General features: G+C 56.5%; 11 protein-coding genes and 1 tRNA gene. All 12 read left to right on the top strand.

The annotated features are described in order from the left end of the window. The first annotated feature begins 96 nt into the window (after nt 1-96). The 12 genes from CLH61_RS18130 to fusA all read left to right on the top strand — a co-directional run bounded on the left by CLH61_RS18130 (nt 97) and on the right by fusA (nt 15,382). Nucleotides 97-172 (top strand) — tRNA-Trp (locus tag CLH61_RS18130). A gap of 33 nt (nt 173-205) precedes the next feature. Further along, on the top strand, nt 206-574 hold the full coding sequence (secE, locus tag CLH61_RS18125) for a preprotein translocase subunit SecE (protein WP_099616105.1): 369 nt from the start codon (nt 206-208) through the stop codon (nt 572-574). A gap of 12 nt (nt 575-586) precedes the next feature. Next, nucleotides 587-1,120 carry a transcription termination/antitermination protein NusG gene (gene nusG, locus CLH61_RS18120; RefSeq protein ID WP_099616104.1) on the top strand — a complete coding sequence of 178 codons (534 nt, stop codon included), beginning with the start codon at nt 587-589 and terminating at the stop codon, nt 1,118-1,120. Nucleotides 1,121-1,221: 101 nt separating this feature from the next. Further along, nucleotides 1,222-1,653 (top strand): 50S ribosomal protein L11, encoded by a 432-nt coding sequence (gene rplK / locus CLH61_RS18115; protein WP_099616103.1) that lies wholly within the window; start codon nt 1,222-1,224, stop codon nt 1,651-1,653. Nucleotide 1,654: 1 nt separating this feature from the next. Then, a complete protein-coding gene (gene rplA / locus CLH61_RS18110) occupies nt 1,655-2,353 on the top strand; it encodes a 50S ribosomal protein L1 (RefSeq protein WP_099616102.1) in 699 nt (232 codons plus the stop codon). A 221-nt stretch (nt 2,354-2,574) separates the two neighbouring features. Further along, nucleotides 2,575-3,105 carry a 50S ribosomal protein L10 gene (gene rplJ, locus CLH61_RS18105; RefSeq protein ID WP_099616101.1) on the top strand — a complete coding sequence of 177 codons (531 nt, stop codon included), beginning with the start codon at nt 2,575-2,577 and terminating at the stop codon, nt 3,103-3,105. A gap of 40 nt (nt 3,106-3,145) precedes the next feature. Next, nucleotides 3,146-3,523 (top strand): 50S ribosomal protein L7/L12, encoded by a 378-nt coding sequence (gene rplL, locus CLH61_RS18100; protein ID WP_099616100.1) that lies wholly within the window; start codon nt 3,146-3,148, stop codon nt 3,521-3,523. Nucleotides 3,524-3,764: 241 nt separating this feature from the next. Beyond that, nucleotides 3,765-7,841, top strand: coding sequence for a DNA-directed RNA polymerase subunit beta (gene rpoB, locus CLH61_RS18095; RefSeq protein ID WP_099616106.1), 4,077 nt, complete (start codon nt 3,765-3,767; stop codon nt 7,839-7,841). A 79-nt stretch (nt 7,842-7,920) separates the two neighbouring features. Beyond that, complete coding sequence (gene rpoC / locus CLH61_RS18090) at nt 7,921-12,135, top strand: DNA-directed RNA polymerase subunit beta' (protein ID WP_099616099.1); 4,215 nt, start codon at nt 7,921-7,923, stop codon at nt 12,133-12,135. A gap of 166 nt (nt 12,136-12,301) precedes the next feature. Then, nucleotides 12,302-12,676, top strand: coding sequence for a 30S ribosomal protein S12 (gene rpsL / locus CLH61_RS18085; protein ID WP_091855124.1), 375 nt, complete (start codon nt 12,302-12,304; stop codon nt 12,674-12,676). A 114-nt stretch (nt 12,677-12,790) separates the two neighbouring features. Continuing rightward, a complete protein-coding gene (gene rpsG, locus CLH61_RS18080; RefSeq protein WP_011784243.1) occupies nt 12,791-13,261 on the top strand; it encodes a 30S ribosomal protein S7 in 471 nt (156 codons plus the stop codon). A gap of 18 nt (nt 13,262-13,279) precedes the next feature. Then, entirely contained in the window at nt 13,280-15,382 is a 2,103-nt protein-coding gene (fusA, locus tag CLH61_RS18075; protein WP_099616098.1) for an elongation factor G, read from the top strand. Nucleotides 15,383-15,470 lie beyond the last annotated feature (88 nt).

Raw genomic sequence — 15,470 nt, 5'->3', positions numbered from 1 at the left:
GCGAAGGTGGCCGTACCGTTGGTGCCGGCGTGGTATCCAAGATCATCGAGTAACCTTCGGGTTACTCTTTGTTGTTGCACTGAGTTTGTTCGGTGCAGGCCAGTAGCTCAATTGGCAGAGCAGCGGTCTCCAAAACCGCAGGTTGGGGGTTCGATTCCCTCCTGGCCTGCCATTTTTAAACATCCGGATACATAAGCTGATTCCTATGGAGTCAAGAGCCGATAGTTCAGCCAGTCGCTTCGATGCGATGAAGTGGCTGGTTGTTTTCGTTCTGGTTGCCATCGGTGTGGTGGGTAATCAGTATTTTAGTGCCGAGTCACTGCTGTACCGGGTGCTTGCTCTCGTTGTCTTGGGTCTGGTTGCCGCATTTGTGGCGTTTCAGACTGAGCGTGGTCGCCGTTTTGCGATGCTGCTGAAAGAGGCGAGGGTTGAGATCCGCAAGGTGGTGTGGCCCACCCGTCCCGAGCTGGTGCAGACGACAGTTATTGTTGTTGTCTTCGTGCTCGTTGTGGCGTTGTTGTTGTGGGGTATGGATTCGCTGATCAGCTGGCTGGTCGCCGGGTTTATCGGTTAACAGGAGTGGGCAATGGCTAAGCGCTGGTACGTCGTTCATGCGTATTCTGGCTTTGAAAAGCACGTAATGCGCACTCTAAAAGAACGTGTTGCGCTCGCCGAAATGGAAGACAAGTTCGGCGAGATACTTGTGCCGACTGAAGAAGTCGTCGAAATGCGCGACGGCAAGAAGCGCAAGAGCGAGCGAAAGTTTTACCCGGGTTATGTATTGGTCCAGATGGAAATGGATGATGCAAGCTGGCACCTGGTGAAGAATACGCCCCGTGTTCTCGGTTTCATCGGTGGCACCAAGGACAAGCCTGCTCCGATTACTGAGCGGGAGGCAGAGGCGATTCTGCGTCGTGTTGAGAGCGGCGTTGACAAGCCCAAGCCGAAGACGCTGTTTGAGCCAGGCGAGATTGTCCGCGTTGTTGAGGGCCCGTTTGCGGACTTCAACGGTGTGGTTGAGGAAGTTGACTACGACAAGAGTCGGGTCAAGGTTGCTGTTCTGATTTTTGGTCGTTCGACTCCGGTGGAACTGGAGTTTGGGCAGGTTGAGAAAGACTGATCAGCAACGACATTGCTGAAAGCTCGCGCGCCCAGGCGACGCGGGCTTTTTGTGTCTGAAACGGGGAGCCGCAAGGCGTTTGCACCCAAAGGAGAAAAATCATGGCAAAGAAGATTGACGCTTATATCAAGCTTCAGGTTGCTGCCGGTAAGGCCAACCCGAGTCCCCCTGTTGGTCCTGCACTGGGTCAGCGCGGTGTAAACATCATGGAATTCTGCAAGGCGTTCAACGCCAAGACTCAGGATCTCGAGCCTGGTCTGCCGATTCCGACCGTGATCACTGTCTACAGTGACCGCAGCTTTACTTTCGTCACCAAGACGCCGCCTGCGCCGGTGCTGCTGAAGAAAGCCGCTGGCATCAAGAGCGGATCTGCGCGCCCGAACACCGACAAGGTCGGTACGGTGACCCGTGCTCAGCTGGAAGAAATTGCCAAGACCAAAGAGCCGGACCTGACTGCTGCCGACCTGGATGCCGCAGTGCGCACTATTGCCGGAACAGCCCGTAGTATGGGCCTGAACGTGGAGGGCCTCTAACATGGCAAAGCTGAGCAAGCGTCAGAAGCTGATTCGTGAAAAAGTGGATTCCACCCGCAGCTACTCCGTTGATGAGGCGGTCGCGCTGTTGGTAGAGCTGGGCCAGAACGTCAAGTTCCGCGAGTCCGTGGATGTGGCCGTTAACCTGGGCGTCGACGCTCGTAAATCTGATCAGGTCGTGCGCAGCAGCACCGTTCTGCCGCACGGTACTGGCAAGAGTGTTCGCGTCGCCGTATTCACCCAGGGTGCCAATGCCGAGAAGGCCAAGGCAGCCGGTGCCGACATCGTTGGCATGGATGACCTGGCGGAAGAAGTCAAGAAAGGCGTTATGGATTTCGACGTGGTAATCGCCACTCCGGACGCCATGCGCGTTGTCGGTCAGCTGGGCCAGATCCTCGGTCCCCGCGGCCTGATGCCGAACCCGAAAGTTGGTACTGTGACTCCGGACGTTGAGACTGCGGTCAAGAACGCCAAGGCCGGTCAGGTGCGTTACCGTACTGACAAGAACGGTATTATCCATGCCCCGCTGGGTAATGTTGAATTCTCTGCACAGACCATCAAGGAAAACCTTGAAGCTCTGGTTGCAGACCTGAAAAAGGCCAAGCCGTCTTCAGCGAAAGGTGTGTATCTGAAAAAGATCACCATTTCGTCCACGATGGGTCCTGGCCTGACTATCGATCAGAGCGGTCTGAACATCTGATCCCCTGATTGGTAGTTACTTTGTAGTCTGGGCGGAAGCCAAGGCTGTCAAAGACCGCAGGCCCCCGAAGCGCCCTTTTCAAAGGGCGCTGCAAGGGTTAAAGCAACGCCTGCGCAGACGGTGTGAAGACGTTCTCTCTGAACCCAAACACCGTTAGGCGCCCTGTTTAAGGGCAATGATGGGTTTGCCGGAATATGCCGGCGAAATCGAGGAGAAATCCAGTGGCAATTAGACTCGAAGACAAGAAGGCGATCGTCGCTGAAGTCAACGAGACTGCTGGTACTGCTCTGTCTGTGGTTTTGGCTGACTACCGTGGTGTCACTTCCGGTGACATGACGGCTCTGCGTGCCAAGGCTCGTGCCGAGAATGTGCGTCTGAAGGTTGTTCGTAACAACCTCGCGAAGATTGCCATTAAAGGTACCGAGTTCGAGTGCATCGACGAGGCCCTGGTCGGCCCGACCATTTTGGCGTTCTCAATGGAAGATCCGGGTGCCGCTGCGCGCCTGCTGAAGGATTTCGCCAAAGAGAAGCAAGCGTTCGAGATCAAGGCCCTGGCCGTCGGCGGTGAGCTGATGGGTGCCGACCAGATCGATCGCCTCGCCAAGCTGCCGACGCGTCACGAAGCACTGACCATGCTGGCAGCAGTAACACAGGCACCGGTGACCAAGCTTGCACGTACCCTGAACGATATTCCGGGCAGGATCACACGTGTAATCGCTGCAGTCCGCGACCAGAAGCAAGAAGCTGCTTGATTCTGTTGAACACCATTTTTTATATTTTTGGGAGAAAGTCATGGCTCTGTCTAAAGACGATATTTTGAATGCAATTGCTGAAATGAGCGTAATGGATGTTGTTGCGCTGGTTGAAGCTATGGAAGAGAAGTTCGGCGTATCTGCAGCTGCTGCTGTAGCTGCTGCTCCGGCTGCCGCTGCTGGCGCTGGTGAAGCTGCCGAAGAGAAGACCGAATTTGACGTTGTTCTGACCGGCGCCGGTGAGAAGAAAGTTAACGTCATCAAGGCTGTTCGTGAACTGACCGGCCTGGGTCTGAAAGAAGCCAAAGAAATGGTTGACGGTGCTCCTTCTACTGTTAAGGAAGGCGCCAACAAGGCCGACGCTGAAGAAGCCAAGAAGAAGCTTGAGGAAGCAGGCGCTTCTGTTGAGCTCAAGTAAGAGTCGGCTGTTGATCGAAACCATGTGTTGAACATGGTCAGGCTGGTGGCTTTATGCCACCGGCCTTTTTCTGTTGTATATGCTATAGAGTCTGGTGTGCAATTACAGGTTGATGTCAGATCTATAACCTACAGCCAGAGTCTTGTTCAAGACGGCGCAGTATGCCGAGCAAATCGGCCCCGAAGCAGAAAAATGGTTGCTTCTTGATACCAGGTATCAGGTCTTAAGCTGGGGAATGCAGATGACTTACTCCTATACTGAGAAAAAGCGGATTCGCAAAGACTTTAGTAAATTGCCTTCCGTGATGGACGTCCCCTATTTGCTGTCTATTCAGCTGGATTCATATCGGGACTTCCTGCAAATGGAATCCGCTGCTGAAGCGCGCCAGGAAACTGGCCTGCACGCAGCATTCAAATCCGTATTCCCGATTGTCAGTTATTCTGGCAACGCCGCACTTGAATACGTGAGTTACCGCATCGGCGAGCCGGTATTTGACGTCAAGGAATGCCAGCTTAGGGGCGTGACGTACGCAGCACCGCTGCGGGTTAAAGTACGTCTGATTATTTATGACAAGGAATCGTCCAACAAAGCGATCAAGGACATCAAGGAACAAGAAGTCTACATGGGTGAAATGCCCCTGATGACTGAAAACGGTACCTTTGTGGTTAACGGTACCGAGCGTGTTATTGTTTCCCAGCTGCACCGTTCTCCTGGCGTGTTTTTCGACCACGACAAGGGTAAGACCCATTCCTCCGGCAAGCTGTTGTACTCTGCGCGGGTGATTCCTTACCGTGGTTCCTGGCTGGACTTCGAGTTCGATCCGAAGGACTGTGTGTTCGTTCGTATCGACCGTCGTCGCAAGCTTCCGGCGTCCATTTTGCTGCGTGCCCTGGCCTACACCTCCGAGCAGATGCTGGAAATGTTCTTCGACACCAGCAAGTTCGCGATTGGCCCGGATGTGTGCAAGCTGGAACTGGTACCGAGCCGTCTGCGCGGTGATATTGCCACCTTTGACATCAAAGACCAGGATGGCAATGTGATCGTCGAGGAAGGTCGCCGGATCACTGCACGTCACATCAAGCAGCTCGAGAAAGCCGGTATTACCGAGCTGGAAGTTCCCACCGAGTACCTGTATGGCCGCGTTCTGGCGAAGGACATGGTTGATACGGCCACCGGTGAGGTGCTGGTTGAGTGCAACACCGAGCTGACCGAAGATGTGGTCACCAAGATTCTGGACGCGGGTGTGAAGGAGATTGAAACCCTCTACACCAACGACCTGGACTGCGGTCCGTTCATGTCCGACACCCTGCGCATCGACCCGACCCGCACTCCGCTTGAGGCGCTGGTTGAAATCTACCGCATGATGCGCCCGGGCGAGCCGCCCACCAAGGAGTCGGCAGAGAACCTGTTCAACAACCTGTTCTTCTCAGAAGAGCGTTATGACCTGTCTGCGGTTGGCCGGATGAAGCTGAACCGCCGCCTGCGTCGTGAGGAAAGTACCGGAGAAGGTACCCTGACACACGCGGACATCATCGACGTCCTCAAGACGCTGATCGATATCCGTAACGGTCAGGGCCAGGTTGATGACATCGATAACCTGGGTAACCGCCGCGTTCGCTGCGTCGGCGAGATGGCAGAGAACCAGTTCCGTGTCGGCCTGGTCCGCGTTGAGCGGGCTGTCCGCGAGCGTCTGAGCCTGGCAGAAAGCGAAGGCCTGATGCCGCAGGACCTCATCAACGCCAAGCCGGTGGCGGCTGCGGTGAAAGAGTTCTTCGGCTCCAGCCAGCTGTCCCAGTTCATGGACCAGAACAACCCGCTGTCCGAGGTTACTCACAAGCGTCGTATTTCGGCTCTTGGGCCAGGTGGTCTGACCCGTGAGCGTGCCGGCTTCGAGGTGCGTGACGTTCATCCGACCCATTACGGCCGGGTATGTCCTATCGAGACCCCGGAAGGCCCGAACATCGGTCTGATCAACTCGCTGGCAACCTACGCCCGCGCCAACTCCTACGGCTTCCTCGAGAGCCCGTACCGGAAGGTTGTGGACGGTCTGGTTACTGACGACGTGGTTTACCTGTCGGCGATCGAAGAAAGCAATTACGTTATCGCCCAGGCCAGTGCTGCGATGGACGAAAACAAGCGTCTGAGTGATGAGCTGGTAACCGTTCGCCACCAGAACGAATTTACGGTAATGCCGCCGGAAAGCGTCAATTTCATGGACGTTTCCCCGCGTCAGGTTGTCTCCGTTGCGGCCTCGCTGATTCCGTTCCTCGAGCATGACGATGCTAACCGCGCCCTGATGGGTGCCAACATGCAGCGTCAGGCGGTGCCCACCCTGCGTTCCCAGGTGCCGTTGGTTGGTACCGGTGTCGAGCGTACCGTGGCCCAGGACTCCGGTGTGTGTGTGACGGCCCGTCGTGGTGGTGTCATTGAAAGTGTCGACGCAGCCCGTATTGTTGTTCGGGTGAACGACGACGAGACCGCCGCAGGTGATGCCGGTGTGGATATCTATAACCTCACCAAGTACACCCGTTCCAACCAGAACACCTGTATCAACCAGCGTTCAATTGTTCGCCAGGGCGACGCAGTGGCGCGTGGTGACGTGCTTGCAGACGGTCCTTCAGTAGATCTGGGTGAACTCGCCCTCGGCCAGAACATGCGCATCGCGTTCATGCCGTGGAACGGTTACAACTTCGAGGACTCCATTCTCATCTCCGAGAAAGTTGTTCAGGAAGACCGGCTGACCACCATCCACATTCAGGAACTGACCTGTGTGGCCCGTGATACCAAGCTGGGCAGCGAAGAAATCACCGCGGATATCCCGAATGTGGGTGAAAGCGCGCTGGCCAAGCTGGATGAGTCCGGCATTGTCTATATCGGTGCCGAAGTAGGCCCGGGTGACATCCTGGTCGGTAAGGTGACCCCGAAAGGTGAAACCCAGCTGACTCCGGAAGAGAAGCTGCTGCGCGCCATCTTCGGTGAGAAGGCCTCAGACGTGAAGGACACCTCCCAGCGTGTACCAACCGGTACCCGGGGCACGGTTATTGACGTTCAGGTCTTTACCCGCGACGGTATCGAGAAGGACCAGCGAGCGCTGGCCATCGAGAAAGAACAGCTGGATAAATACCGCAAGGACCTCAAGGACGAGTATCGGATCGTTGAGGGTGCAACCTTCGAGCGCCTGATGAATGCCCTCAAGGGGCAGGAAGTCATCAGCGGTCCGGGTCTGAAGAAGGGTTCTGCGCTGGAGGAGGGTTACCTCGCCGAGCTGCCCCGTGCGGACTGGTTCAAGCTGCGGATGAAGGACGACGAACTCAATGAGCTGCTGGAGAAATCCGAGCAGGGTCTTGAGGATCGCAAGAAAGAACACGAAGCGCGGTTCGAAGACAAGAAGGGCAAGCTGCAGCAGGGTGATGACCTGGCTCCGGGCGTGCTCAAGATCGTCAAGGTGTACCTCGCGATCAAACGCCGTATCCAGCCGGGCGACAAGATGGCCGGACGTCACGGTAACAAGGGTGTTATCTCTGCGGTTATGCCGATCGAGGATATGCCTTACGACCAGTACGGCAACACTGTCGATATCGTGCTGAACCCGCTGGGCGTTCCGTCGCGGATGAACGTAGGTCAGGTTCTCGAGACCCACCTTGGTGCTGCTGCGAAAGGCCTGGGTGAACGAATCAGCCAGATGCTGGACGAACAGCGCAAGGTTGCCGAGCTGCGCAAGTTGCTCGACGAGATCTACAACCACTCTGACGAAGTGACCCCGGTTGAGCTGGATTCCCTGACCGACAAGGAAATCCTCGACCTGTGCAACAACCTGCGTGGTGGCGTACCGATGGCGACTCCGGTCTTCGACGGTGCCAAGGAAGCCGAGGTGAAGCGTATGCTTGAGCTGGCCGGCCTCAACACCAGCGGTCAGGTTCAGCTGTATGATGGTCGTACCGGTGACGCATTTGACCGTCCGATTACCGTCGGCTACATGTACATGCTCAAGCTGAACCACCTGATCGACGACAAGATGCACGCTCGTTCCACCGGGTCGTACAGCCTGGTTACCCAGCAGCCGCTGGGTGGTAAGGCGCAGTTCGGTGGTCAGCGCTTCGGTGAGATGGAAGTGTGGGCCCTGGAGGCCTATGGTGCGGCGTATACGTTGCAGGAAATGCTTACCGTCAAGTCTGATGATGTAAACGGTCGGACCAAGATGTACAAGAACATTGTCGATGGCGACCATCGCATGGAGCCGGGCATGCCCGAGTCCTTCAACGTTCTCGTCAAGGAAATCCGCTCGCTGGGTATCGACATCGAGCTGGAATCCGACTGAGCCGAATTGTTTTTGGCAGCGTGAGCGGACACCTGCGAGGGTGTCCGCCCGAGATTAACGCCATCCGGAGCTTTTACTGATGAAAGATTTGCTGAATCTTCTCAAGAGCCAGAACCAAAGTAAGGAATTCGACGCCATCCGTATCGGTCTGGCGTCTCCTGACATGATTCGCTCATGGTCTTTTGGCGAAGTCAAAAAGCCTGAGACTATTAACTACCGTACCTTCAAGCCGGAGCGTGACGGTCTTTTCTGTGCCAAGATTTTCGGCCCGATCAAGGACTACGAGTGCCTGTGCGGCAAGTACAAGCGCCTCAAGCACCGCGGTGTAATCTGTGAGAAGTGTGGCGTTGAAGTCGCACTGGCCAGCGTTCGTCGGGAGCGCATGGGCCACATCGAGCTGGCCAGCCCGGTCGCCCATATCTGGTTCCTCAAATCATTGCCGTCCCGTATCGGCCTGATGCTGGACATGACCCTGCGCGATATCGAGCGGGTTCTGTATTTCGAATCCTTTATCGTTATCGATCCGGGTATGACTACCCTGGAAAAGGGCCAGCTGCTGAATGATGAGCAGTACTACGAGGCCCTGGAAGAGTTCGGTGACGAATTCGATGCCCGTATGGGTGCCGAAGCCATCAAGGCCCTGCTCGAAGACATCGACCTGCAGGCGGAAGTGGATAATCTGCGAGAAGAAATTCCGCAGACCAATTCCGAGACCAAGATCAAGAAGTTCAGCAAGCGGCTGAAGATTCTTGAGGCGTTCCTGTACTCCGGCAACCGTCCTGGCGACATGATCATGACCGTGCTGCCGGTGTTGCCGCCGGATCTGCGTCCGCTGGTACCGCTGGACGGTGGCCGGTTTGCAACCTCCGACCTGAACGACCTGTACCGTCGGGTAATCAACCGGAACAACCGCCTCAAGCGTCTGCTGGAGCTGAACGCTCCGGATATCATCGTGCGCAACGAGAAGCGGATGCTGCAGGAAGCGGTTGATGCGCTGCTGGACAATGGCCGTCGTGGCCGTGCCATCACCGGCACCAACAAGCGCCCGCTGAAGTCCCTGGCTGACATGATCAAGGGTAAGCAGGGTCGTTTCCGTCAGAACCTGCTTGGTAAGCGTGTTGACTACTCCGGCCGTTCGGTCATCGTGGTTGGCCCGTACCTGCGCCTGCATCAATGCGGTCTGCCCAAGAAGATGGCGCTGGAGCTGTTCAAGCCGTTCATTTTCTCCAAGCTGGAACACCGCGGTCTGGCGACCACGATCAAGGCCGCCAAGAAGATGGTTGAGCGCGAAGAAGGTGTGGTCTGGGATATCCTCGACGAGGTTATCCGTGAGCACCCGATCATGCTGAACCGGGCGCCGACGCTGCACCGTCTGGGTATCCAGGCGTTTGAGCCTGTGCTGATCGAAGGCAAGGCCATCCAGCTGCACCCGCTGGTGTGTGCTGCCTATAACGCCGACTTTGACGGTGACCAGATGGCGGTCCACGTACCGCTGACCCTGGAAGCCCAGCTCGAAGCCCGTGCGCTGATGATGTCCACCAACAACGTGCTGTCACCGGCAAACGGCGAGCCGATCATCGTACCGTCCCAGGACGTGGTACTGGGGTTGTACTACATGACCCGTGACCGGAAGAACGCGCTTGGTGAAGGCATGGTCTTCGCGGACGTCAAGGAAGCTCACCGTGCGTTCGGTGCCGGCAAGGTCGATCTGCAGGCGAGCGTCAAGGTGCGCGTCAAGCAGGTCAACATTGCCGAGGATGGCAGCCGTAGCGAAGAATACAAGATTGTCGACACTACCGTGGGTCGTGCCTTGCTGTATGACATTGTCCCGGACGGCCTGCCGTTCGAGCTGGTCAACCGGCCGATGGTGAAGAAGGCGATTTCGGCGCTGATCAACACCTGTTACCGCGACGCCGGCCTGAAGGATACGGTTATTTTTGCCGACCAGCTGATGTACATGGGCTACCACTATGCCACCCGGTCCGGTATCTCCATCGGTTTCAATGATTTCGAGATCCCGCCCGAGAAGTACGAGCTGGTGGATGCGGCGACCGACGAGGTAAAGGATATTGAATCCCAGTATGCCTCCGGTCTGCTGACCCAGGGTGAAAAGTACAACAAGGTTATCGATATCTGGTCCCGCGCCAACGACAAGGTCTCCAAAGCAATGATGGAGCGCCTGGCGAAGGAGCAGGTTATTGGTCCGGACGGCCAGCCTGTGAAGGGCGAGGACGGCGAATACCTGATGCAGGAGTCGTTCAACTCCGTATACATGATGGCCGATTCCGGCGCCCGGGGTTCCGCGGCCCAGATTCGCCAGCTGGCAGGTATGCGTGGTCTGATGGCCAAGCCGGACGGTTCCATCATCGAGACGCCGATCACAGCGAACTTCCGTGAAGGTCTGAACGTACTCCAGTACTTTATCTCGACCCACGGTGCGCGTAAGGGTCTGGCAGATACCGCGTTGAAGACTGCTAACTCCGGTTACCTGACCCGTCGTCTGGTTGACGTTTCCCAGGACCTCGTGGTCACCGAAGTGGATTGTGGCACCAGCGAAGGCCTGCTGATGACGCCCCACATTGAAGGCGGCGACGTTGTTGTACCGCTTGGTGACCGGGTGTTGGGACGGGTAACCGCCCGTGATGCGTTTACTCCGACCGACAAGGACAATGCCGTGGTACCGGCCGGCACCCTGCTGGACGAGAAGACGGTAGAAGCCCTTGAGTTGGCTGGTGTCGACGAGGTCTGGGTTCGTTCTGCGATCACCTGTGAGACCCGTCACGGTATCTGTTCCAAGTGTTACGGACGTGATCTTGCCCGTGGTCACCGGGTCAACGTGGGTGAAGCCGTCGGTGTTATCGCTGCCCAGTCGATCGGTGAGCCGGGTACCCAGCTGACCATGCGGACCTTCCACATCGGTGGCGCGGCCAGCCGGGCCTCCGCGGTGGACAACATCCAGGTCAAGCACGGTGGTACCGTTCGTCTGCATAACCTGCGTTCTATCGAGAAGAGCGACGGCTCGTTGGTAGTGGTATCCCGCTCCTCCGCCTTGGCCATTGCCGATGAGCAGGGTCGTGAGCGTGAGTGGTACAAGCTGCCCTATGGTGCAGTACTGTCCGTCAAGCACGGTGATGCCGTCGATGCCGGTGTTGTGGTGGCCAAGTGGGATCCGCACACCCACCCGATCATTGCTGAGGCCGAGGGTACCGCCAAGTTCGTCAACATGGACCAGGGCATCACCGTCCGCACCCAGACTGACGAGCTGACCGGCCTGTCGACCATGGAAGTTATCGATCCCAAGGAGCGGCCTGCGGCCGGTAAGGACATCCGTCCGGCGATTCAGCTGCTGGATGCGGCCGGGGCTGATGTCGAGTTGCCTGGTGGCGCCGCTGCCATCTACTTCCTGCCAGCCAACGCGCTGGTAACCATGGCCAACGGTGCCAGGATCGAGTTGGGTGACGTGGTTGCGCGGATTCCGCAGGAAAGCTCCAAGACCCGGGATATCACCGGTGGTCTGCCGCGGGTTGCTGACCTGTTCGAAGCCCGTCGTCCGAAGGAGTCCGCCATCCTGGCCGAGATCAGCGGCATGATTTCGTTCGGCAAGGAAACCAAGGGTAAGAAGCGCCTGGTGATTACGCCGAAAGATGGCGACGCCTATGAAGTGCTGATTCCGAAACATCGCCAGCTCAACGTGTTTGAAGGTGAAACCGTTGAGAAGGGCGAAGTGGTTTCCGATGGTCCGTCAAATCCGCACGATATCCTGCGTCTGCTGGGTGTGGTGGAGCTGGCGAAGTACATCACCAACGAAATCCAGGACGTCTATCGTCTGCAGGGTGTTGTCATCAACGATAAACACATTGAAGTTATCGTTCGCCAGATGCTGCGCAAGGTAGAAATCACCGATCCGGGTGATACCACGCTGCTGTCCGGTGACCAGGTGGAAATCACCCAGGTGCTGGAAGAAAACGAAAAGGCCAACGCGGCAGACAAAGAGCCGGCGCGGTTCGAGCGTTTGTTGCTGGGTATCACCAAGGCCTCTCTGGCCACCGAGTCGTTCATTTCCGCGGCTTCGTTCCAGGAGACCACCCGGGTCCTCACCGAAGGTGCGGTCACCGGCAAGCGTGATTACCTCCGCGGTCTGAAGGAAAACGTGGTTGTCGGTCGACTGATTCCTGCGGGAACCGGTCTGGCCTACCACAGTGAGCGTCGCCGCAAGCGCGCTCTGGGCGAGCAGGGTGTTACCGCGGAAGACGTGGTTGAGGCTCTGAGCGCCGAGCTCAATCGCGAAGGTTGAGGTTGGTGTGTGACCACCTGCCGGTAGTTACCTATCCGGCGGGTGGTTAAAAAGAGATCAGTCATCTTGACTGTGCAGGGGCGCAGGCTTAAACTTGCGTCCCTTAAATTTTACCCCCGTACTGCGGGGGTAAGTTTCATTGATATGGTTTTTGGAGTTTGCTTACATGGCAACGATTAATCAGTTGGTGCGTAAGCCTCGTAAACGCAAGGTAGCCAAGAGCGACGTTCCCGCGCTCCAGGCCTGTCCTCAGCGCCGTGGTGTGTGCACTCGCGTGTACACCACAACGCCGAAGAAGCCGAACTCTGCACTTCGTAAAGTGTGCCGTGTTCGTCTGACCAACGGCTACGAGGTTTCCTCTTACATTGGTGGTGAAGGTCACAACCTTCAGGAGCACAGCGTTGTGCTGATCCGTGGCGGTCGAGTAAAAGACCTTCCGGGTGTGCGCTACCACACTGTTCGCGGAACACTGGACACCCAGGGTGTACAGAACCGTAAGCAGGGCCGCTCCAAGTACGGTACCAAACGACCCAAGTCCTGATGTCCCGCACGGGTGTCTTTTATCGTTGCTGCGAAGAACGGTAAGAGTAAGGCTGAGTAGCTTTGAGCTATCTCAGGGGTTCCTGAAGACCTTTTTAGATATAAGGGCTTATCGATGCCTAGAAGAAGAGTTGCTGCAAAACGGGAAATTATCCCGGATCCGAAATTCGGCAGTGCACGGCTGGCCAAGTTCATCAACCATGTGATGGAAAGTGGCAAGAAATCCGTTGCTGAGCGCATTGTTTATGGCGCGCTCGACATTGTTGCCGAAAAATCCAAGGAAGAGCCGATCGAAATGTTCGAGAAGGCCCTGGAAAACATTCAGCCGATGGTTGAGGTTAAGTCCCGTCGGGTGGGTGGTGCTACCTACCAGGTGCCAGTAGAAGTTCGGCCTTCACGTCAGAACGCGCTGGCGATGCGCTGGCTCGTTGAATATTCACGGAAGCGTGGTGAAAAGTCCATGGCTCAGCGTCTGGCCGGTGAAATCCTGGATGCCGCTGACAGCAAGGGCGCCGCGGTCAAGAAGCGGGAAGACGTTCATCGCATGGCAGAAGCCAACAAGGCCTTCTCTCACTTCCGTTTCTAACAAGCCGAGGTTTATATCGTGGCACGCAAGACTCCTATCAAACGTTACAGAAACATTGGTATCTGTGCGCACGTGGATGCGGGCAAGACAACTACCACCGAGCGTATTCTTTACTACACCGGTCGTAGTCACAAGATGGGTGAGACCCATGACGGCGCATCCACTACGGACTGGATGGAGCAGGAGCAGGAGCGTGGTATCACTATCACCTCTGCGGCTGTTACCACTTTCTGGTCCGGTATGGACAAGCAGTTCCCCGAGCACCGCGTAAACATCATCGATACCCCTGGCCACGTTGACTTCACTATCGAAGTTGAGCGTTCTCTGCGGGTACTCGACGGTGCCGTTGTTGTGTTCTGTGGTTCTTCTGGCGTTGAGCCGCAGTCCGAGACTGTGTGGCGTCAGGCGAACAAGTATGAAGTTCCGCGCATGGTGTTCGTCAACAAGATGGACCGTGCCGGCGCTAACTTCATGCGCGTTGTCGAGCAGATCCGTAACCGTCTGGGTGCTACTACTGTGCCCATCCAGCTGCCGATCGGTGCGGAAGACGATTTCGAAGGCATCGTTGACCTGCTGCGGATGAAGTCCATTTACTGGAACGAAGACGACATGGGTATGACCTATGAGCTTCGTGACATTCCGGAATCCATGCAGGCAGAAGCCGAGAAGGCTCGCGAGCAGATGATTGAAGCTGCTGCAGAGGCCAATGAAGAGTTCATGGAGAAGTACCTGGAAGGCGAAGAGCTGACGCTTGAGGAGATCAAGCAGGGTCTGCGCGCCCGGACTATCGCCAACGAAATCGTTCTGGCGACCTGTGGCTCTGCGTTCAAGAACAAGGGCGTTCAGGCGGTACTGGATGCTGTTGTCGAGTTCCTGCCTGCCCCTGACGAAGTCAAGGCGATTCGCGGTGAAGTCGATGACGAGGGTACTGAAGAAACCCGTCCTGTTGACGATGACGCACCGTTTGCTGCGCTGGCGTTCAAGATCGCTACCGACCCGTTCGTTGGTACTCTGACCTTCTTCCGTGTCTATTCAGGCAAGCTTGAATCCGGCAATGCCGTGTTCAACTCCGTGAAGGGCAAGAAGGAGCGTGTCGGCCGGATGGTGCAGATGCACGCCAACGACCGTGAAGAGATCAAAGAAGTATTGGCCGGTGATATCGCGGCTGCTATCGGCCTGAAGAACGTGACCACGGGTGACACCCTGTGCGACGAGAATCACAAGATCGTTCTCGAGCGTATGGAGTTCCCGGAGCCGGTTATCTCGGTTGCCGTTGAGCCGAAGTCCAAGGCGGACCAGGAAAAGATGGGTGTTGCGCTGGGCAAACTCGCCCAGGAAGACCCCTCCTTCCGTGTCCGTACCGATGAAGAGACGGGTCAAACCATCATCTCCGGTATGGGCGAGCTGCACCTTGATATCATCGTTGACCGTATGCGTCGCGAGTTCAAGGTTGAGGCGAACATCGGTAAGCCGCAGGTAGCCTACCGCGAGTGCATTCGCAAAGCGGTGGATGTTGAAGGCAAGTTCGTGCGTCAGTCTGGTGGTCGTGGTCAGTATGGCCATGTCAAGATCAAGATTGAGCCGCTGCCGCTGGATGATGATACCGAAAACTTCATCTTCGAGAACGCCATCGTCGGTGGTGTGGTGCCGAAGGAATATATTCCTGCGGTACAGCAGGGTATTGCGGAGCAGATGCAGAACGGCTGTCTGGCTGGTTACCCGCTGCTGGGTATCAAGGCGACCCTGTATGATGGCTCTTACCACGATGTGGACTCCAACGAGATGGCGTTCAAGATCGCTGGTTCCATGGCAATGAAGAAAGGTGCCCTGGAGGCCAACCCCGCCCTTCTTGAGCCGATCATGAAGGTTGAGGTGGTAAGCCCTGAAGACTACATGGGTGATGTTGTTGGCGACCTTAACCGTCGTCGTGGCCTGATTCAGGGAATGGATGAGAGCCCCGCGGGCAAGGTCATCCGTGCAGAAGTTCCGTTGTCGGAGATGTTCGGTTACGCCACAGATCTGCGTTCCGCAACGCAGGGTCGGGCGTCCTATGCGATGGAGTTCTCCCGTTATATGGAAGCTCCTTCGAACATTGCCGAAGCGATCATTAAAAAGGGTTGATCCCAGGACTTAAGTAACAGGAAGAGGTGTAACCGTGTCTAAAGCAAAATTTGAGCGTAACAAGCCGCACGTAAACGTGGGCACCATT

Source organism: Marinobacter profundi, assembly GCF_002744715.1.
Taxonomy (GTDB): domain Bacteria; phylum Pseudomonadota; class Gammaproteobacteria; order Pseudomonadales; family Oleiphilaceae; genus Marinobacter; species Marinobacter profundi.
Note: the sequence above shows the minus strand (reverse complement) of the source record. Positions and strands in the feature narration are given on the sequence as shown.